Source organism: Paenibacillus sp. R14(2021), assembly GCF_019431355.1.
Classification (GTDB): domain Bacteria; phylum Bacillota; class Bacilli; order Paenibacillales; family Paenibacillaceae; genus Paenibacillus_Z.
Genome location: NZ_CP080269.1, coordinates 4,553,089 through 4,572,995, shown reverse-complemented (window position 1 = coordinate 4,572,995; position 19,907 = coordinate 4,553,089). Strand labels below are relative to the sequence as shown.

Below are 19,907 nucleotides of genomic sequence, written 5' to 3'. Positions count from 1 at the left end.
TGCTGCAAGCGAGACGTCAGGGGAGGAACATCGGATGCTGCCTAACGCGACAACCAGCTGGTCCATTCGCAAATATACGGCAGGCGAAGCCTCGATTCAGGAGGATGAGATCGCCGCGGAATACCCGCTGACCGTGCAGCTCGACGGCGAAGAATTCGCGACGATTGTCTGCTCGCCGACCGATCTCACGGAGCTCGCGATCGGTTTCCTGGCCTCCGAGGGCGTCATTCGAGAGGTCAAGGACATCAAGGAGCTGCGAATCGACGAGGAACGCGGCTATATCTATGCAGAGCTGCACCATAAGCAATCGACCGGCAAAGACGATTACGCGAAGCGGTTTATCGGGTCCTGCTGCGGGAAGAGCCGTCAGTTTTATTTTCGCAGCGATGCTCGGACGGCCCGAACCTCGATGACGCGCATGACCGTCACGGCCCCGCAGTGCATGACGCTTATGCGGCTGCTGCAGCAGAGCTCTGCGGCGTTTCAGCTGACCGGAGGCGTGCATAACGCGGCGCTCTGCACGTCATCCGCGCTCATCGCCGTTCGCGCCGACATCGGCCGGCACAATGCGCTCGACAAGCTGTTCGGCTATGCCCTGCAGCAGCGCCTTCCCGCAGCGGACAAAATCATCGCCTTCAGCGGCCGCCTCTCCTCGGAGGTTGTGCTGAAAGCGGCCAAAATCGGCGTCGGCATCCTGCTCTCCAAATCGGCGCCGACCGACCTCGCACTGAAGCTGGCGGACGATCTCGGCATCACCTGCGTCGGCTTCATCCGCGGAGGAGACATGAATGTGTACACGCATGGCTACCGAATCGTGGACAGTCCGGATGCCCAGCAGACTAAAGACCGCTAAAGAGTGGGGCAATAAAGCCAACACAAAAAAAAAACCAGTGCCACGGTTGAACTGTGCACACTGGTTTTTTCTATTCCGATGAAAGCTCGGCTTTCGTTTACACGACCGGCGTTCCCGTCTTCACGTCAGCAAGCAGCTTGCGGATATACGCTTCGAATTTCAAAGGTTTGGTCGCCGGCGAGAAGCGCTTCACGACATGGCCTTCTGTATTCACGAGAAATTTAGTGAAGTTCCACTTGATGGACGAGCCGAGGAAGCCCGAAGCTTCCTTCTTCAAATACTTATACAGCGGGTCCGCATCCGGACCATTGACGTTGATTTTGCCTAGCAACGGGAAGGTCACGCCGAAATTGATTTGGCAAGCCTCCTGCATGTCACTGTCTTTCACAGGCTCCTGCTCCCGAAACTGGTTGCACGGAAAGCCGAGCACCGTCAGGCCTGCATCCTTGTACGTCTCGCTCAATTGCTGCAGCTCCTTGAACTGCGGGGCTAACCCGCACCCCGTCGCCGTATTTACAATGAGCAGCACTTGGCCGCGGTAATCGGCAAGTGATTTTGCTTCGCCCCGGGACGTCTTTACCGTGAAGTCGTAAACGTTCATCACGATCACCTCGTATTTGAATTGGATACAATCTTATTTTAAACAATCAACGGCCATTTGAACACTGTTTAACCTCTATTATCGTTATGCCTGCCCGCAAGCGTCCATGCCTTTGTCACAATTGCTTCATGACTGGCCCCCATGAGCATGTTATCCGCACAGATCGCGCAAAGAAGACAAGGAACCGGGTCATAACCACCCGTCTCCTTGCCTTCTGATTCGCACGGACAGCCCTCAAGCCCCGCAGTCTCAAACAGCGGTCAAGCGCAGCTCTCCCCGCTTCGCATCCCATGCGGCGGCGATACCCATCTGCTTCAGCAGCGCAACCGGCACCATCATAACACCGGAGAAGCCCGGCATGACCGCGGGAAGCTCCACCCGCTTGCCGTTGATTTCCGCGGCTCCATCGCCAAGCCATTTGACATGGATCGCTTTATACTGAATCGTCATCGTATAATCGCTTGACGTGGACAGACTGCCTCCAAGTGCGCCTAGGATATTCCGAAGCGGAACCGAGATCGAGAGATTATCCATCCGGGCCGGAAAAGCGGACGTAAACAGCTTCCCGTTCACATATACGGTAATCGCCGGTTGAATGGGAAGCGGTCGATAAACCATGCCGTCGCCGGCTGGACGAACTTGGCCGGTCTGATGCCAATTATCGCTGCCCCATCCCCATATTCGCCCTTTCGAGTCCAGCGCCAGATTGTGATGGCCGCCGGACGCAGCGGATACGATATCCCGCAGCCCCTCTACTTTGCCAGCCTTGCCGTTCGGGCCTTTCCCAAGCGCCCATACCTCGCCTTGCTCGGTAATGAGCACGTCGTAGCCGCCGGCATGAATTTCCTTTACCTTCAGCTTCGGAAAGACGCGAACCGGCTTGCTCTGCCTGTTCCATTTCCATGCTGCGCCGAGCTTGTCCACGCCGTAAAGCTCGACGGAGCTGTCGCTGAAGGAGAGCTGTTTCATCTCCGGAAGTCCGGTCAGCCGAACAGGCGGAAGCAAGATGAAGCGGTCTTGTTCCCGCCGCTCGTCGAACAGCCAGACGCTGCCGCTGTTATCCAAAGCATAGACCGCGCTGCCATCCGACTGGAGACTTGCCCATTTGCGGCTGTCGTCCACTTGGACGATCTTCACGTCCCCGCCTTGACCGGTATGCGTCCAAGCGGCCATCGTGCCGTCACTCTTCAGCGCCAAGCCCGTACCGCTCAGCATGGCGGCTGCCTTTACGCCCGACAAGCCTGCCACCTGCACCGGCAGCACGGAGTTCCGGATGGTCGCCTTCAGTCCGGCGATCGAGCCCCACTCCCACACCGTCCCGTCAGCTTTGCGTCCCACCTGGGCGCCAGTCCCGTTCGAAGCAATCGCGGTCATTTCCGACAGGCCCGTCAGCCGGACAGGCGCAGCGATGCTGGTGACCGTATTATGCGCCAGCACGCCGAGCTCGCCCCATAAATTGCGGCCCCATGTCCAGACGGTCCCGTCTGCTCGCAGCGCAGCCGAGTAATAGTCGCCGGCTACAATTTGTTTGAATGCAGTGCCATCGGCCTCCAGTGAAGAATGAGCACCTGAAGAGAGCTCCACCGCATGATTCGCGACTGCCTGCTGCATTGTAGATACGTCAGAAGCTGCGGCTGCATACGTGAGACTTACGGCCGGAAGCATAATGGCGGCAAGCGCGTCGATCAGAAGTGATTTTGCCCGATAAGCCACTATATTTCCTCCTTTGCGAAACCGTACTTGGGTCTTCGACCTTCTATACCAATGGACGAAGCTTACCATGAAAGGTTGCGAAAAAAAAAATCCGCCGGGAAACGGACATTGCAGCCCTCTTGGCTTCAATGCCGGCCCCAGCGGACCTCGCAGCTTTGCTGTATTCAATTGCCGATACGGTTCGTGCTAAGGTCATGCTCATCGCTGAGCCCCGTACCTGCTACCATCGTTGTTTCTTGCCGCAATCCAGCGCTAGACAAGCTCCTGCAAACGGTGAACGGTTCCCTGAAGCAGCTTAATCGCTTTGGCCGTGCCTGCCTTCTGCTCTTCCTGCCCTTCATACTCCACGCTCATCCAGCCCGTGTATCCGATTCCGTCCAGCTTTGCGACCAAGCCGGCTACGCCGGCATCGCCTTCGGTCGGCGCTTTGCCGACGTACGTCTTGCCGCCAAGCGAGCGATAGCCGTCCTCGCCTTCAATCAATTTGAAATCCTTCGCATGCACATGGGAAATAGAAGTCGCAAGCTCTTGGAAAGCCGCATCCGGCACATCGTCCACCAGCAGAAAATTGCCCATATCGAATGTGCTGCGCAGCGCCGGCGAGCCGACTTCCTCAATCAATTCCTTCACCTGCGCGCTTCGGCCGGCAAACACGCCGTGGTTCTCCAGACAGAGCAGCACGCCGCGGCTTTGCGCGTAAGCAGCCCCCTCCGTCAGTCCTTCTACGATCCAGACTTTGCCCTGCTCGTAGCTGACGCCTTCCTTGGCATCGCCGGCGAATACGCGAACGACCTCGGCCCCGAATAGGGCCGCGGCATCCACGGCAAGCTTAATATCTGCCAGCGCTGCAGCACGTTCCCCCGCGGAGGGTCTTGCAAAATCATTGCAAGCTCCGAAGCAGGCCAGCTTAAGTCCTGTCCGGTCAAGCGCCTCGCGAACAGCGGGCACGTCGGACTCGGCATCCCAGAATATGCTCAGCAGCTCTACGCCCTGCGCACCCGCGCTTGCTGCATAATCGATAAAATCCGAATTGGTCCAAGAGCCATCCTGCAAATATTGATGACAGCTCCACACGCTGACGGCGATCTTCATGCGTTCAACATCCTCCTTCGGCATCCTAGCGGTACCGTTTAATAAATTCAACCGCTCTGCGAATGTCCAGCTCCGGCTGATCGCCCACTTCGCGCTCGATCGTCAAGTACCCGGTATAGCCAATCGACTGCAGAGCAGCAAAATACGCGTCGAAATCCACGCCGCCCTCGCCGAGCGGCAGCTCCGCAAAGTCCGGACCGCCCGATGCCATATCCGCGATTTGCTCATGCGACATGCCCTGATAGCCGAGGAAGCCGTACACTTGGCGCGGATCGACGATGCGCAGTCTTTGGCCGTCCTTCACATGCGTATGCACGATGTAGTCCTTCAGCGTAATGACGCCCTGCACCGGGTCGTCGCCCGTCACCATGACCATGTTGGCGGGATCGAAGTTAACGGAAACGCCGTTCGTGCTCAGCGTATCGAGGAAGCTCTTCAGGTGAGCCGCAGGCTCTGGTCCCGTCTCGATCGCAAAGAAGGCGTTCATGCTCTTCGCGTATTGCCCAAGCTCCTCGCAGGCGCCCTGCATCGCCGCATAGATCTCGCTATTCTGGTCATCCGGCACGATGCCGATATGCGTCGTTACGATCGGCGTGCCGAGTTCGACCGCAAGGTCGAGAATCCGTTTGGATTTCTCGACTTTGGCCGCATTCGCCGCCGCATCCTGGAAGCCGTGGCCGCCCAGATCGCCGCACAGCGCCGAAATCTCGAGTCCTAGTCCGCTGATCCGCTCCCGCAGCTCCCGTCTAGCCGCCGCGTTCAAGTTGGCCGGATCCATCTCGCCCGACACCGCATAGATCTGCACGCCCTCCGCGCCGACCTCTTTCGCTTTCAGCAAGCCCTCGCGCACGCCGATGCCAAAGCTATCGACAATGACACCGATTTTGTTCCGCAATGCAATCGTCATCTCCATCAACCTCTCTATATTGAATGACCCGCGTGCCTTGAGCGGATACGGACGTATCTGCTCTCTTCGTCTGCGCAGCGCTGTCTCTTCCTAGACTTAAAAATGAATTTCTTTGCCCGTGGCTGCCGACTCATATACGGCGCACAGCATGCGCGTAACCTCCACGCCATCCTGAACGGGACTAAGCGTCTCGCAGCGGCCCAGACTGCTGTTCACGAAATGCGTGATCTCCCGTCCGAACGCATCCGTCATATCGAAGCTGGCATGATCTACCTGGGGCGTCATGTTCACGATCGTATTATGCTTCTCCGACATGATCACGAGCGCAGGCTCGATCTCCGCGCCGCCCTGATCGCCGTACAGCTTCACGGACAGCTCATCCTTCGCCGCATGCAGCGTAAAGCTGACGTCCACCATCAGCGAAGCGCCGTTCTCGAATCGAATGACGGCATTCGCCATGTCTTCCACGTCGTTGCGTTCCGAATTGTAGTCAGCCGCTTTGTAGAAGGAAAGGTTCTCGATCTGCGACCGGTTGCCGAGCTTGCGGTAAGTGTTGCCGCTGACGGACTTCACCTTCGGTCTGCCCATCATGTACCAGCATAGATCGATAATATGAACACCAAGGTCGATCAGCGGACCGCCGCCGGAGCGCTCCTTGTCCGAGAACCAGCCGCCGGGGTTGCCGAGTCTGCGCAGGCAGGATGCCTTCGCATAGTAGATCTCCCCCAGCTCGCCCGCATCGATGAACCGCTTCAGCACATCGATGCTGCTGGCATAGCGGCGAACGAATCCGACCTGCAGCACCTTGCCCGAACGTTCAACCGCAGCCTGCACGCGCTCGGCATCCTCGACCGTCTTGCAGAGCGGTTTCTCGCACAGGACATGCTTGCCCGCTTCGAGCGCGGCGATGGCGATTTCCGCATGCGTGTTGTTCCACGTACAGATGCTGACGGCATCGATCTCGGGATTGCGCAGCAGCTCGCGGTAATCCGTATAGCTGCTCGGCGCGCCGTATTTGGCCGCAGCCGCCTTGGCCCGCTCCTCGTTCAGATCACAGATTGCCGTTATCACCGCATCCGGGCATGCCCGGTACGCCTCCAAATGCAGACCGGATATCGATCCGGCGCCAATTACGCCAATGTTCAATCGTTTACCTGCCACTGTCACGTTAAACCGCTTCCTTCCTCTTCGGCCAGCTGCCCGTTATAATAGACTTGCATGACTATCGTAATTAAATCTGCCCTTACCATACCACGCCGAATCCGATGGGAGAATGCACATCTTGTCAACTTACATGGATTATATGATCAGCCCGCTGCCGATCAGGCTGTACGATCATTTGATCGATTCGAAGAAGCTGCTCGTACAGTCGCTCCTCATTCGGAATGCCGGGCATTTACCGGGCAGAACGCTGCAGCGGTCGGACGCCGTCTTCGAATATTGGGCCTTCGTTTACATCGGCGCGGGACGTGGATATTACCAAGCTGGAGACGGCATCCGCCAGACCGTCGAAGCGGGGTCGCTGTTCTGTCTCTTCCCCGGCGAGGTGTTTCAATACGGGCCGGAAGCCGGCGGATTCTGGGACGAATACTATTTCACGCTGGAAGGCGAGCGCGTGCAGGAGTGGCTGGCGAGCTGGTACGAGCAGCCGCAGATCGTCAAGTCCGTCGGTGCCGACGAGAGCTTCTTCAGCAAAATCGAGCTCATCTTCCGGCTGCTCGACAGCGCCGTTCCCGCCAATCAGGACCGCGCCGCTCTCACGCTGGAATCGCTGCTGTTCGACATGGCGCTTCGATTCCAGCAGCCGGAAACAAGCAGCCGCGCGCTGTTCGTTCATCAGCTGCTGGACGATCTGACCTGCGGCGTCTACGGCAAGCTCGACAGCGCCGAAGTTGCTGCACGGCGGCATATCTCCGTTCCCACGCTGCGCCGGATCGTTCACGACTACACCGGTTACCCGCTCGGAGAATTCGTCCACCGGCTGAAGGTGGCGGAAGCCAAGAAGCTGCTGCTCGGCACGGATAAGACGGTAATTGAAATCGCAGGCCTGCTGGGCTACACCGACACCTTTTATTTCTCCCGCCTGTTCAAGAAGTTCACCGATACGTCGCCGACGGTCTACCGGTCCCAGATGGGCTGACGATGCGGTGTACAGCAAAAGGGACCCCTTAGCACATGGCTGAGGGGTCCCTTCATCATATCGCTACTCGAATCGTACGCCCGAGTAGTTCTTCTTGCCGCGGCGAAGAATCAAGTACTTGCCGTGCAGCCGCTGGTCGCGGCCAATCACGGTATCGATGCCCGCTTGCTTGACGTCATTGACGTAAACCGCGCCGCTCTCGATATCCTGTCTCGCCTGCCGCTTGGACGGAGCCAAGTTGGCCGCAACGAGCAGGTCGATCAGCAGGACGCCTTCTTCGTCCGTCACGACGGCGCTCGACATATCCAGCATCGCCTCGAGCAGATCGCTCTCGCTTAGCGAGGATACTTCGCCGGAGAAGAGCGACTGAGTGATTTTCTCCGCGCTCTCCACCGCTTCCGGTCCGTGCACGATACGAGTCACTTCGCGGGCCAGCGTCTTCTGGGCCGCGCGTTTCTCTGGGCTCGCTTCCAGCTGAGCAGCCAGCTCCTCGATTTCCTCCCGGGAGAGGAACGTGAAATACTTGAGGAACCGGATAGCGTCGGCATCGTCGGTATTGAGCCAGAACTGATAGAACTGGTACGCGGTCGTCTTGTTCCGGTCCAGCCAGACAGCGCCGGACTCCGACTTGCCGAACTTCTTGCCGTCGCTCTTCGTCACGAGCGGCATTGTCATGCCGTACGCTTCGCCGCCGCCCATTTTGGCAATGAGGTCGAGTCCTGCCGTGATGTTCCCCCATTGATCGCTGCCGCCGATCTGCAGCGAGCAGCCGAATGCTTGGTGCAGCTGATGGAAGTCATACGATTGAAGAATCATGTAGCTGAACTCCGTGAACGATATGCCGTTCGCAAGGCGCGAATCCACAGAATCCTTGGCCAGCATATAATTGACCGTGAAGTTCTTGCCCACATCTCGCAGGAACGCAATGATGTCCATCGGCGCGAGCCAGTCATAGTTGCTGATCAGCCGAGCTGGATTCTCCGGCGCTTCAAAGTCCAGGAAGCGCGAGAGCTGGCGCTTCAAGCTCTCCGTCCATGCCGCGACGGTTTCCGGTCCGTTCAGGGAGCGTTCATTGGAACGACCGCTTGGATCGCCGATGAGGCCTGTCCCTCCGCCGACGAGCGCAATGGACTGATGGCCGGCCTGCTGGAAGCGGACCAAGGTTAGAATCGGCAGCAGGCTCCCGATATGAAGGCTGTCGGCAGTAGGGTCGAAGCCGCAATAAAGGACGACCCGATCCGAAGCCAGCTTCTTGCTCAAATTCTCCCGATTCGTCACTTGGTGCAGAAGTCCGCGGTATTCCAGTTCTTCCAATACGTCCCGAACGGCATTGCCGCCGGATGTCGTTGTCGTCATCGCAACTCACCTCAATTTTATTGTCGGGCACAAAACAAAAGACTCGTCCCTTTCTTCCATAGACCGGGACGAGGCATCATGTGCTGCGCTGATTGAACAGTTCTCTAGGCTCCATGAATCGATTGCTGCTAGTTTCCCATGATCATGTATCGAACACTTTTTAACATATTTACGAACAGGTGTCAACTGCAGCATGGAAATCACTGATCTACAGCTGTCTTGAGAAAATAAAGTATTAGACCGTGAATATACAGTTGTAGACTGCGCGGGCGGGCGTTAAGCTTTCGGGGGACAATAGTTGAATAATTGAATAATCACCAGATCGAGGCTGCCGGCACGAACGGCAGCCTACGGTCTGGATAGTTTAATTTCCTCGCGAATAGTTTACGGAAACCCGGTCAGAATTGCGGGAGAGATAATGGGGACCACATCTTGCCGTAAGTTGAAGCCGATGCGCTAATCGCGTTCTACCAAATTCCGCTGCAGATAATTCTCCAGCGTGTTTGAGATATCGAACACTGTATGCGCGAGATCGTAATTCTCGAAAGCGTGCTCGCAGTGCTGCTGATAAGCGATCGCGGTTTCATACTGACCCATATTGGATCTCACGATATCCGCATCGATACCCGCTTCCTGCTGGCGCTCCTGAACGGTTCGCCGGTCCGCATAGATAAACAGCCGGACGACCTGGTCGCCGTACAGTTCCTTGAGCAGGTGCGCACCTTCGGGATTGAGAATGAGGTAGATGCTGCCTCCCTGCCGCAGGCTCTGCTCGATATCCTTGCCGCGAAGCCCATAGCGGTTGCCGTTGATGACGACGCTTTCGATGAAATCGCCCGTGCGGTCGAGCTGTTCGTACAGCTCCTGGGTTATAAAATGATAATCTTGGCCGTTTGCCTCGCCCGGCCTCGGCCTGCGCGTCGCGTACGAAATGACTTTGGAAATGCCGAGCGTTGTGCCGACGCTGTCTGCAACGGTTTTGCGCCCGGAGCCGTCCGGTCCTGTAAATATGAAAATCAGCTTGCGATCCGATCCCTCACTCATCGTCCCAGCCTCCCTAATCCGGTAGATTTTCGATTCAAGTCCTCTGAATTCCAGCATTTTGTGCCTTCATTATACCGTATACCGCAAAATTCCAGCAATGGCTCCAACTGCATCCGCTTGACTAATCCAGGGGAATCGGCTATATTTTACAAAATAACGAATATCGCGGTTCTCTTACGTTGGAAGCACCCGTAAGCAAAGGCATACTCTGCCTTTCTTACGGGTTTTTTGCGTTCCTCGGGGAGTGCCGCGGCTAAGGAGGAGTTTTGTTGTTATGTTACAGTCTATGGGAATGAAGGCGTTTTCATCCGTATTACTTGTATGGCTTGCTTTGCTGTCGATGCTGCCTGGCGCCGCGTCAGCCGCTTCCGTGAAGCTGACGGACAGCGCGCAGGCCGCGCTTACCAAGCACATTGCCGCTGCCGCTCCGGCGATGAAGGAGAGGCTGAACACCCAGACGCAGATTCTGCAGTCGTATCAGACGCAGGAAAACGGCTTGGACAGCCAGTACAGCGCACTGCATGCCGCGAACGGCAAGGCGCTAGAGGCCGTACGCCAGCGCATCAAGCTGGTTGATGCCCAGAAGCTGAACCGAATGACGCAGGAAGTAGCCGCTTTGCGGGAGCACTATAAGCCGCTGCTGACGCTGTATACGTCGCTGAATGAACGGATTGCCGACGCCAGAGCGCTGAAGCTGAAGGCACTTACCGCCATGCTGAAGGAGCAGGCTGATGCTCTGAAGCCAGCCGTTCAGATTGCCCGCGCTGAAATCAGGTGGAAGGAGGACCAGCTGAAGGCAGCCAAAGCCGCAACTGCGAAAACCGTGAAAGCACTCAAAGCGAATCTGACCGAGATCGAACCGCTGCGCGATCAGACGAAATCCGTCCAAGCAGTCGTATCCGGCACGAAGAAGAACATTCCAAGCGTCGTGAAGACGCTGAATGCCGCGGTGAAGGCCGGCTCCCATGAAGGTTCGCTGCAATCGCTGAACACCTTGTCCTCCCTTGCGCGGACCATCGTGGAGCAGAAGGGCCGCATCATCACCTTCGAGAATCGGATATCCGGTATTATCAGCCAGACAAATGCGCTCATTCCTTCCAAATAAGACGCGTTCCTCTTTCTCGCAAACGCCTGACATGGGCGAATGTGCGCACGAAGGCGGCCCCGTGGCGAAATCACTCAGCCCGCAGGCCGCCCTCGCGCTGGCGAGGCAGCGCAATGCCGAAATTCTGTACGAGGCGCAGGCGCCCTATTTCTCGTACTGGGACGACGCTCGGCAGGAGCATCAGGTTTGGTTCGAGGATGCCCGCTCTATCCAAGCCAAATTTAACCTCCTGAAGCAGCTGAAGCTGCGCGGAATCAGCTATGGGAAGCTGGGTCTCAGCTTCCCGCAAAACTGGCTCCTGCTCGAAGACAATTTCCAAGTCGTCAAGCTGCTCCCGTAATCGACCGAAGGCATCCCGTACCCGCTCATGCTGAGCAGGGACGGGATGTTTTTGCGTTGATAGCCGTTAAGAACACGGCCATTTCCCGGATTCAGCCGCCTTAGGTCGGAGGCTATCCCCGCCTTAAGGCTGGATTCCAAAACCGCCGCTGGACCGTTTCTCGCTGCTCTCCCGCGACTTACACTAGAGATACAGGTTATACGAACCGCATCGCTTCCGCGAGCCGCAGCAGCCGGGCTCGAATCATAGTCAGCTCACACTAAAGGAGATGTTCGATATGAAAAAGCTTTACCGCTCCACGCTTGACCGCAAACTGACGGGACTAGCCGGCGGCATCGGCGATTGGTTCGGCGTAGACGCCACGATCGTCCGATTACTGCTTCTCGTATCCGGCGTATTCAGTCTCGGAACGACGCTGCTGCTCTACATCGTGGCCAGCCTCCTCGTCCCGAAAGCGCCGTTCGAAGTGCTTACGCCGGACAGCCCGTTCCGCCATTACGGGTGAGGAGCTTCCAAAGTCAATTTTTGCTCCGCCCGTCGAGAACTTCGACGGGCATAATCACAAAAATCAAAGCTTATCCTTCCGAAGTCAATTTTTGCTCCGCCCGTCGAGAACCTCGACGGGCATAATCACAAAAATTTTAGGAGATGACAAACATGGGAATTTTGAATCGATTGTTTACGCTGACGCAGGCTGCGGCTAACGAGCTGCTGGATAAGCTGGAAGATCCGACGATGATGTTGAACCAATACGTACGCAACATGCAGAACGAAATTGCCAATGTGCAGCACGAGCTTCTGAAGCAGGAAGCGCTGGCCAAAGGGCTGCAGCAGCAGGCGCTGGAAGCCTCCGCATTGGCTGATCACAGCGAATCAAAGGCGCTGGAAGCGATGCGCGCCGGTCAAGAAGCGCATGCCCGCGATGCGCTGGCAGCGAAGCTGCATTATGCGGAGAAGGCGCAGGAATACGGCGCGTGGCATGACAAGGCGAAGCAGCAGATTGCCGAGCTGAGCGTCCGCCTTGAGGCGGCCAAAGCCGAGCTCCCGCATCTGATCAAGAAACGCGACGAGCTTGTCGCCCGCATTCAGCAGACTGCAGCGAAAGCCCGCACCGGAATGCCCAGCTTCAACGCCGGCCCCGCTCATCTTGACGGCGGCTCGGCTTCCCGCGGGTTCCAGCGCATCGAGGACAAAATCGCGCAGTGGGAAGCGCATGTGGCCGCCTCCCGCACCCCTTACCCGGCAAACACCGGCATATCGGCTTCAGCGTATCCAGCTGCCGAGAAAGCCTCGCTTGTGGATGAGCAAATGGAGCTTCTTCGCAAGAAACTGCCGACGGAGTAAAGCAATACAAGAAACCCCGAAGCTTCGCACTTAGCGAGGTCTCGGGGTTTTTTACGTATTTCAGCTGACTGATCCTTCCTTACACCAGGAAAAACCCTTCCTCATGCAAATACTGCTCGGCTTCCTCGTACGTTTCCAGCACCATCTCCAAATTAGGTCCGGCGTAGACGTACCACAGGTCATCCTCGTGCTTCAAGGTCAGCGTTTGTTTATCCGTGCCGTGCCAGATCGAGGTGTTGCCTTTGCCCTTGCTGCCTCCGCCGCGTGCCGCCGATGTTTTGGCGGTATTCGCAGCCAGCTCCGGCTCCCGGACGGACAGCGAACGGATGGAGGCTTCCACCAGCTTGCGGAGCGACGCCTCGTCATAATCGCGGATGTTCACGAATCCTTTGTCATCTGTATCGTAACCGCTCAAGTGCCCCCCGTAAATAAACCCGTTGCCGTTCGGGTGCAGGTGAAACGCTACATTTTTTTTGTCATAAAGACTTTCTTCAAACTGGTAATTAACGCGGCCAAGCGACACGTCCTTCCGGCTGAGCTCGGGAAAGGACTCCAATATCGACAGCTTCTGTTCAAAACTAAGCATAATCGCCTCCGGACTACGAGATTAGGATGCCAGTGATTATACCATAGCTGGCCCCGCAAGGCCAAAATCTTACAACCTGGTATGACATTTTATGTCGTACCAGCCGGTTTACACTGATACAGCAACGATAACAGCATTTCAAGAAAAGAGGGTCCATTTACATGGCAAAAACGAAACGAGGACACATCTTATGGAGCCTGCCTTCAAGGGGGCGCGGCACGTGCCCGGCCTGCAGCCGAACCCGCATCAAGCTGCTCTACCCCCGCGCCAAATCGGACGGAACCGCAGTCAAAGTATGCAAACGATGCATCCATGCGCCGCAGGTCAACATTGATGCGATTTCCGGTTAATGCGCAGGATGATCGGCTGATGCACACGACTGCCCTTCGCCAGGATTCATGAAGGAACGGCGCTCGGCTCGAAGCTTCCTTGCCCGAGCGTCAATCCCGGTCAGCCCTTGCTTCAACAAGCACCTGCTCGCCTGCCTGCTGGCCAAGACCAGCATGCCGCACGGCAAAAATAGCTTGCCATGCCCAAACCGCAATGGTGTAATAAAGCCAGCATGACGTACATTTGTATGCGCTCTCATAAATGAGGTGGTTTCCATTGGGCAACACGCACCGGATCAGATGGTTTGATGGTCAAATTAGAGAAGGCAAGTATCCAAACAGCTCGCTGCTCGCCGAACAATTCGAACTTTCGAAGCGCCAGGCGCAGCGGGATATCGAATATCTCGCCTATTCATTATCAGCCCCCCTGCTCTATGTAGCCAAGCGTCGCGGTTATTGCTACGAGGATAAAACATACGCGCTTCCGCTCCTGTATATGACCGATGAAGAGAAGAAGATTTTGAACTACTTAGCCCGCCGATACCGGCAGTACAATTACGACGGTGCGCCTGCCGTCAACCGGATCGCCAACTTGCTGGACCGCTTCGCGCCGGACGAGGCGCTGGCGGCTGAGCTTCGGCTGCCGGTCTTCGAGACGAACCCGCAGCTTATCGACAAATTCGACCGGCTGACCGCGGCGATCGCCGCCCATTCCGTCGTAACTTTGAGCTACCATGAAGATGCCGATGCAGAAATGCTCACCTTCTGGCCGCTTACGCTCTTCTCGCGTTTCAACTGCGATTATGTTGCCGGCTATTCCGTCACGCAGCAGAAGCAGCGGACGCTTCGGCTGGACTGCATCGCAGGCCTTACCGTCACGGCTTCTTGTTTCGACCCCCATACGGTCGAAGCCGTTGAATGGCATAGCGGCGGCAGCAACGGACCCGTCAAGAAGCCGTTTGCCGCCAGACTCCAATTTGACACGCCTCTCCCCGGTGTCACATGGCACGGCTACCGCATTCAGGCGGCAGAAGAAGACTTCGTCTACACCTTGGAGTTTCACGATACCGACGCCTTCCTGCGGCAATTATGGTCCTCGCCATGGACTAAGCTTCTGGCGCCGAAATGGTTGAAGGCCAGGCTGGTAAGCCAGTGCGCCGATATCCGTCGGCGTCTGACAGACGATGAAAAAGAGGTGAACTTCCGGTGACATCCATCATGCTGAACGCGATTCATATGCAGCGGCAATCCAAATCGTACATCGACAGCCTGTACACCATACTCACGGCTGCAGGACTGTTTGACGGACCCAAATACATGCTGTCCGGCTTGACCGGCATGGCCTTCAAATTCACGGTTCACGAGAAGCTGCTTCCCTTATCGGTGTCCGCTTATGGCCAATGGGGCAACGAGCATAATCCTGCGATTGCAAATCTCGGCTTGTTCACGATTTGGGACGGCGGAAGATCGCGCCACCCGACCTTCCCCCACTACCAGAAGGATGCAGTCAACTGGGTCAAAGCTTCGCTGGATGCCGGAATCGGCGTCATTTACTGGATTCCCGAGTTCGGCGTTATCTACGGCTATGACGATGAAGATGCCGTATTCTACGTGCAGGACGGCTCGTCAGCCGAGAGCGAAGTCGTGCTGTACGACAACTTCGGCCTGAATTTCACCTCGTTCTGGTACGCGCAAAGCTTCGGTGAGCGCGTACAAATTCCGCTGCGGGACATGGTCCTCGAATCGATCCGACTGGCCGTTCACGACTGGGATACGCCGCATAAGACGCTGCCGGACACCGATCTGGCCTCCGGCAAGCTGGCTTTCACGTACTTGATCGACGGGCTGAGGAAAGGCGCGTATGACGAGGGCGGAGCCGTCTACATTATGAACGACTACATCTACACAAGAGGAGAAGTCGCTGCTTATTTGCACGATGTGCAGCATACGCTGCCAGGTTTGGATCAAGCTGCGGCAGCCTATGCTTCGCTTCGAACCGTCTTGGCCGCGGCAGCGGAATGCTTTCATACCGGCGCGGAAGGCACACGCGTTCATCCAGCTCGTATCGAGCAACTCTGCAGTATAATGCAGCAGGCCGCCATGCTCGAGCAGCAGGCGATGACGATTTGCCGCAGCATTGCCGACCAGTACCCGGATCGCAAACGATCCACCCTCCCCAGATGGGGCTCCCATACACCGCGTTGAAGTCAGGAGGCAGTCGCTGTTCATGAACAAGCATCAGTTAACCGGTCTATCCATGCGCCATGAATCACATTCCTATGTCGATGCCATGCACGCTATTCTTACACATCGCGGCTCCGTCAATCTCCCCAAAGCCACGCTGGCCGGCATGACCGTAAATGCTTTCCGCTTTACGGTCAGCCGCAAGCTCGGCGCTGCCTCTTGGCATGCATATAACTGGATGGCGGAGCACTTCCTCGCGGCCGATTTCATTGGTATTACGTCTTCCCAGATGGCCGGCTTCAGCTTCGACCCTACCTTCCCTGTGTACCAGAAGCACGCCATTTCTGCCATCAAGCGCTCCATCGACGACGGGACAGGCGCCGTGTTCTGGAAGGACGATTTTGTCGTTGCCGCGGGCTATGACGATGAGGCCGGCATCCTCCTGTACGCAGATGGTGCCGATACGCGGGACGACGAGTTAAAGCGGCTCCCTTACGAGCAATTCGGCCGCAACGATGAGCCGTATTGGTATTTCCAGACACTCGAGTCGCAGGTACCGCTTGACGAGCGGGAAATTTACCGCGAATCGTTCATGCAGGCGATCTACAAATGGGAGACGCATGATCCCATGCTTCCTGCGCGTGATTATGCCTGCGGGCAAGCGGTCTATCCTGCGTTTATCGATGCGCTGCAAAGCACGGATTGCGACGAAGCCGGCGCGGCCGCCTTAATTCGCCGATACGCAGCAGCCAAGTCGGATCTCGCCGCGTACACCGCGCATCTCGCATGCATTTGGCCCGCCTGCGCTGTCATTGCGGCAGACTACGAGCAGTTGGCCGCGCTGCTTGGCCAGCTTGTGCTTGAAGCACGAACCGGCAGCGCCGCACGGCTCGTTCCCCTGCTGCGGCAAGCCTGCACGCTGGAGACCCATGCCATCCAAGGCATGAAATCAATGCTGCGCGAAACGCTCCATAACCGGTTCCACGATATCGGTTTGCGCTGAGTCGCGGCTAAACGCCGGCTGCAGGAAAGGCAGACCATTTTGAGTGTAACGGCCCGCAACGGGGCAAGCTACCCGTGAAGCACTTGGAACAGTCCCCCAAATCATGCAAAAGGCGGTGAGCAGCATTGAATTTGAGAAGCAGCTATGGCGAACGATTTAACGAAACCTCGAATACCGTGGCAGGCATCAATACACCCAAGGACCACGAAGCCTTCGGACCTCTGGATATGCTGAGCGGAGCGGTCGAGAAGATCGTCGACAACGTGCAGCATGAGTTCGACGATGGCGAGAATGACGGCGACCTCGAAGAGGTTGACGAGCCGGAACGCGACCATCATGACCATCTTCGGCACAAATATCCGCGCTACGACAGGCATTCCTATTAATGCGCAAGAAACGCCCTCTGGATTTGGAGGGCGTTTCTATATCTTGCTGTTTATCTACATCCGTTAAGCCAGAGAAGCCCAGGCACGCTCGAGATCTGCGGTCAGGTCTGCCGGATTCTCCAGTCCAACGTACAAGCGGACGATGCACGCCTCGTCATTCTCTCTGCTCCGCGGGTTGACGGTGACCAAGCTCTCGAAGCCGCCCCAGCTGACGCCGATCTTAAACAGCTGCAGATTATCGGCCCACTGCTTCATCTTCTTCAGCGGCTCGCGCGTAACGAACGAGAACAAGCTGCTGTAACCGGACATTTGGCTTCGGCCCAGCTCATACTGCGGGTGCGATGGCAAGCCGGGATGATTGACATGATGCACGAAAGGCAGTGTGCTCACGTGATTCGCCACGACTAGGCCGCTCTCTTCATGGCGCTGCATGCGCAGCGGAAGCGTCCGCAGTCCTTTGGAGATGAGCGCCGCCGTCTGCGGCGTCATGATGCCGCCGAGCAGCATGTATTCGTTATAGCCGATATGGTCGACGAGCTCCTGCGAGCCGAGTATAACACCGCCGACGCAGTCGCTGTGTCCGCCGATATACTTCGTGATGGAATGCACGACCAGATCAATGCCGAGCGCTAGCGGATTTTGGAAGCATGGGGTTGCCCACGTGCTGTCGATAATCGTCCGTGCTCCGAAGCTTTTGGCGAGTTCAGCGCATGCCTGCAGATTCTGCAGCTCGAAGAGCATCGTGGTCGGGCTTTCCAGATAGAATAGCTTCGTGTTCGGACGAATCGCCTCGCGCCAATGATCGATGGAGCTGCCGTCGATGAACGTCGTCTCAATGCCGAACCGTGTCAGGTAGACGGAGAAAAACTCTCTCGTCGGACCGTACGCTTGATCAACGCAGATGACATGATCCCCTTGCTGAACGACGGACAAGATGGACGAAGAGATAGCCGCCATACCGGAGGCGAAGCATTTTGCCCCTTCGGCCCCCTCCAATTCCGCCAGCTTCTTCTCCAGAAATTCGACCGTAGGATTGTTGCCTCGCGAATACACATGATTGTGCATAAGCGATTGAAACGCTTGCTCGAAAGCTTCGTACGTATCGAAGGCAAACAAACTGTTCTGATAGATCGGCACATGGATCGCGCCGTGATGTCTCAGATCGATTGGATCATGGGCCGCTTGCGTAAACTGCCGCTCTCTGCTGTCTTCTCGATTATCTGGTTGGTTATTGGTGCTGCTCATCCTTTTTCTGCTCCTTGTGTTAGTCCTTCTACGATGAAACGCTGAGCGATGGCAAAAATAAAGATGGTCGGAATAATCGAAAGTACCGCTCCTGCCGACATGGCACCCCAATCGACGTCAAACTTCAGAATGAACGAGTTCATCGCAACCGGAAGCGTCTTAAGCGCATCATTGTCGATGAACATAACCGCCACGAAGAGCTCATTCCAGTTCTGTACGAAAGCGAAGATGAAGGTTGATGCAATGCCCGGAAGCATAACTGGGATGATGATACGAAGCAGAGCCGTCCAGCGCGAGCAGCCGTCGATCATAGCCGCTTCCTCAAGGCTCGAGGGTATCCGCTGGAAGAAACCGCGCAACATGATGGTGGAGAACGGAATCAAACCGACCGTATACATGAGCACGAGCGAGAATAGATGATTCGTCAAATGAAAACTGCTCATCATCCGGTAGAGCGGTGCGAGCGCGATAAAGCCCGGCAGCATCTGAGTCAAGAAAAAAGCAAGCATGATTTGGCGATGGCCGCGGAACGTAAACCGTGCCATAACATAAGCGCTAAGCACCGAGATGATGATAACGACGAATGCCGCCGCGATCGCAACAATCAAGCTGTTGCCGATATAAATGTGGAATTTAGAAATTTTGAAGATGTTCTCGTAGTTCTGGAACGTGAACTTACCCGGCCAATACTTAAGCGGGAAAGAGAAAATATCCTTCTGCGGCTTAAGCGACGTGATGACGATCCAATAAAGCGGGAAGATCATGACGATCAAGTAGATCGACAGGAACAAAAACTTGATTGACCCTAGAAGTTTCTTCATTAGAAATCACCTACTTTCTCAGCTTTGGTGATACCTAGGAAGAAGATGGTGTAGAGCAGCAGCAGCACGATCATGATCACGCCGATTGCCGAGGCCGCGCCGTAATCGCCGGCATAAATAATTTTGTCGAGCATGAGCGAGGACAAGATATGCGTGCTGCCTGCCGGTCCGCCGTTGGTCAAACCGTAGATGAGCGTCGGATCGTTGAAGATCCAAATGGCCCGCAGCAAGGTCGTGGAAATAATCGTTGGCATAATATAAGGAAGCGTAACGTTCAGCAGCTTGCGCGTACCGGATGCTCCATCCATGTCGGCGGCCTCATAAAGATCCGCAGGCACGGATTGCAGCGCTGCAAGCAGCATGATGGCGAAGAATGCGACGCCGTACCAAACGTTCGCGATAATAGCGGAAGCCATGGCCCAACTCGGATTCGAAAGAAAGCCGATCCGATCGTGAATAATGCCCGTGCGAAGCAAGAGATCATTGAAAACGCCGATTTGAGAGTTGAACATCCATTTCCAGATCATCCCGATCAGGAAACCGGATAACGCCCAGGAATAGAAAGCAAAGCCTTGATAAATCCCTCTGCCTTTGAACTGTTTCTTCATGAAGAGCGCAAGCGTTAGACCAATGAGAAATTGTGAAATAAGCGAGAAGAATACCCAATAACCGCTGTTTTTTAGTGCGAGTAGAAATTTCGGATCCTGGAAGGCATCCTTGAAGTTGGAGAAGCCCACGAACTTGATATGACGAAGATCAAACAACTTATAATCCTGAAACGCCATGATGATTCCCCTAAGGAAAGGGTAATACGTAAACGCCAGAACTAGCAACAAGGCGGGGATTAGCCCCGATAGT

The 19,907-nt window shown here is 56.1% G+C and carries 21 protein-coding genes and 1 pseudogene; 11 read left to right on the top strand and 11 right to left on the bottom strand.

Annotated elements, in window-relative coordinates:
• Positions 1-34 precede the first annotated feature (34 nt).
• Positions 35-853 (top strand): formate dehydrogenase accessory sulfurtransferase FdhD, encoded by an 819-nt coding sequence (gene fdhD / locus KXU80_RS21350; protein WP_219835153.1) that lies wholly within the window; start codon positions 35-37, stop codon positions 851-853.
• A 97-nt stretch (positions 854-950) separates the two neighbouring features.
• On the opposite strand, the gene KXU80_RS21345 is transcribed toward fdhD, so the two are convergent.
• The 5 genes from KXU80_RS21345 to KXU80_RS21325 form a co-directional block, all read right to left on the bottom strand.
• Positions 951-1,454 carry a glutathione peroxidase gene (locus KXU80_RS21345; protein ID WP_219835152.1) on the bottom strand — a complete coding sequence of 168 codons (504 nt, stop codon included), beginning with the start codon at positions 1,452-1,454 and terminating at the stop codon, positions 951-953.
• A gap of 249 nt (positions 1,455-1,703) precedes the next feature.
• Positions 1,704-3,167, bottom strand: coding sequence for a stalk domain-containing protein (locus KXU80_RS21340; protein WP_219835151.1), 1,464 nt, complete (start codon positions 3,165-3,167; stop codon positions 1,704-1,706).
• A gap of 252 nt (positions 3,168-3,419) precedes the next feature.
• Positions 3,420-4,259 carry a sugar phosphate isomerase/epimerase family protein gene (locus KXU80_RS21335; RefSeq protein WP_219835150.1) on the bottom strand — a complete coding sequence of 280 codons (840 nt, stop codon included), beginning with the start codon at positions 4,257-4,259 and terminating at the stop codon, positions 3,420-3,422.
• Between the two features lie 25 nt (positions 4,260-4,284).
• On the bottom strand, positions 4,285-5,166 hold the full coding sequence (locus tag KXU80_RS21330; RefSeq protein ID WP_219835149.1) for a sugar phosphate isomerase/epimerase family protein: 882 nt from the start codon (positions 5,164-5,166) through the stop codon (positions 4,285-4,287).
• A 96-nt stretch (positions 5,167-5,262) separates the two neighbouring features.
• Complete coding sequence (locus KXU80_RS21325; RefSeq protein WP_219839146.1) at positions 5,263-6,327, bottom strand: Gfo/Idh/MocA family protein; 1,065 nt, start codon at positions 6,325-6,327, stop codon at positions 5,263-5,265.
• Between the two features lie 112 nt (positions 6,328-6,439).
• Between KXU80_RS21325 and KXU80_RS21320 the strand changes: the two genes are divergently transcribed.
• The gene (locus KXU80_RS21320; RefSeq protein ID WP_258171090.1) at positions 6,440-7,306 is read left to right on the top strand and encodes a helix-turn-helix domain-containing protein; all 867 of its coding nucleotides are present in this window, start codon (positions 6,440-6,442) and stop codon (positions 7,304-7,306) included.
• Between the two features lie 63 nt (positions 7,307-7,369).
• Here the strand turns inward: KXU80_RS21320 and tyrS are convergent, their stop codons facing one another.
• Together tyrS and KXU80_RS21310 are read right to left on the bottom strand one after the other, a co-directional pair.
• Complete coding sequence (gene tyrS, locus KXU80_RS21315) at positions 7,370-8,662, bottom strand: tyrosine--tRNA ligase (RefSeq protein WP_219835147.1); 1,293 nt, start codon at positions 8,660-8,662, stop codon at positions 7,370-7,372.
• A 456-nt stretch (positions 8,663-9,118) separates the two neighbouring features.
• The gene (locus KXU80_RS21310) at positions 9,119-9,706 is read right to left on the bottom strand and encodes a guanylate kinase (protein ID WP_219835146.1); all 588 of its coding nucleotides are present in this window, start codon (positions 9,704-9,706) and stop codon (positions 9,119-9,121) included.
• A gap of 274 nt (positions 9,707-9,980) precedes the next feature.
• On the opposite strand from KXU80_RS21310, the gene KXU80_RS21305 reads away from it, so the two are divergent.
• The 4 genes and pseudogenes from KXU80_RS21305 to KXU80_RS21290 all read left to right on the top strand — a co-directional run bounded on the left by KXU80_RS21305 (position 9,981) and on the right by KXU80_RS21290 (position 12,495).
• Positions 9,981-10,811, top strand: a complete 831-nt coding sequence (locus tag KXU80_RS21305) for a coiled-coil domain-containing protein (RefSeq protein ID WP_219835145.1) — start codon at positions 9,981-9,983, stop codon at positions 10,809-10,811.
• A gap of 49 nt (positions 10,812-10,860) precedes the next feature.
• Positions 10,861-11,151: pseudogene (locus tag KXU80_RS21300) on the top strand (spore gernimation protein); the annotation flags it as partial.
• Positions 11,152-11,428: 277 nt separating this feature from the next.
• A complete protein-coding gene (locus KXU80_RS21295) occupies positions 11,429-11,656 on the top strand; it encodes a PspC domain-containing protein (protein ID WP_219835144.1) in 228 nt (75 codons plus the stop codon).
• 152 nt (positions 11,657-11,808) lie between these two features.
• A complete protein-coding gene (locus KXU80_RS21290; protein ID WP_219835143.1) occupies positions 11,809-12,495 on the top strand; it encodes a PspA/IM30 family protein in 687 nt (228 codons plus the stop codon).
• Positions 12,496-12,574: 79 nt separating this feature from the next.
• Here KXU80_RS21290 and KXU80_RS21285 read toward each other — a convergent pair whose 3' ends face one another.
• A complete protein-coding gene (locus KXU80_RS21285; protein ID WP_219835142.1) occupies positions 12,575-13,081 on the bottom strand; it encodes a hypothetical protein in 507 nt (168 codons plus the stop codon).
• A 161-nt stretch (positions 13,082-13,242) separates the two neighbouring features.
• Here KXU80_RS21285 and KXU80_RS21280 point away from each other — a divergent pair, with 161 nt between their 5' ends.
• The 5 genes from KXU80_RS21280 (at position 13,243) to KXU80_RS21260 (ending at position 16,983) form a co-directional block, all read left to right on the top strand.
• On the top strand, positions 13,243-13,431 hold the full coding sequence (locus KXU80_RS21280; protein WP_219835141.1) for a hypothetical protein: 189 nt from the start codon (positions 13,243-13,245) through the stop codon (positions 13,429-13,431).
• 256 nt (positions 13,432-13,687) lie between these two features.
• On the top strand, positions 13,688-14,620 hold the full coding sequence (locus KXU80_RS21275; protein WP_219835140.1) for a helix-turn-helix transcriptional regulator: 933 nt from the start codon (positions 13,688-13,690) through the stop codon (positions 14,618-14,620).
• Positions 14,617-15,615 (top strand): BtrH N-terminal domain-containing protein, encoded by a 999-nt coding sequence (locus KXU80_RS21270; RefSeq protein ID WP_219835139.1) that lies wholly within the window; start codon positions 14,617-14,619, stop codon positions 15,613-15,615. Before KXU80_RS21275 ends, KXU80_RS21270 begins: the two co-directional genes overlap by 4 nt.
• 22 nt (positions 15,616-15,637) lie before the next feature.
• Positions 15,638-16,597 (top strand): hypothetical protein, encoded by a 960-nt coding sequence (locus KXU80_RS21265; RefSeq protein ID WP_219835138.1) that lies wholly within the window; start codon positions 15,638-15,640, stop codon positions 16,595-16,597.
• 125 nt (positions 16,598-16,722) lie between these two features.
• Positions 16,723-16,983: a hypothetical protein gene (locus KXU80_RS21260; protein ID WP_219839281.1), complete on the top strand. Its 261-nt coding sequence runs from the start codon at positions 16,723-16,725 to the stop codon at positions 16,981-16,983.
• A gap of 63 nt (positions 16,984-17,046) precedes the next feature.
• Here the strand turns inward: KXU80_RS21260 and KXU80_RS21255 are convergent, their stop codons facing one another.
• Genes KXU80_RS21255 through KXU80_RS21245 form a run of 3 tightly spaced genes read right to left on the bottom strand, consistent with a single transcriptional unit; the run spans position 17,047 to position 19,834 of the window.
• Complete coding sequence (locus tag KXU80_RS21255) at positions 17,047-18,228, bottom strand: trans-sulfuration enzyme family protein (protein WP_219835137.1); 1,182 nt, start codon at positions 18,226-18,228, stop codon at positions 17,047-17,049.
• Positions 18,225-19,049: a carbohydrate ABC transporter permease gene (locus tag KXU80_RS21250; RefSeq protein ID WP_219835136.1), complete on the bottom strand. Its 825-nt coding sequence runs from the start codon at positions 19,047-19,049 to the stop codon at positions 18,225-18,227. Before KXU80_RS21250 ends, KXU80_RS21255 begins: the two co-directional genes overlap by 4 nt.
• Positions 19,049-19,834 carry a carbohydrate ABC transporter permease gene (locus KXU80_RS21245; protein ID WP_258171089.1) on the bottom strand — a complete coding sequence of 262 codons (786 nt, stop codon included), beginning with the start codon at positions 19,832-19,834 and terminating at the stop codon, positions 19,049-19,051. Before KXU80_RS21245 ends, KXU80_RS21250 begins: the two co-directional genes overlap by 1 nt.
• Positions 19,835-19,907 lie beyond the last annotated feature (73 nt).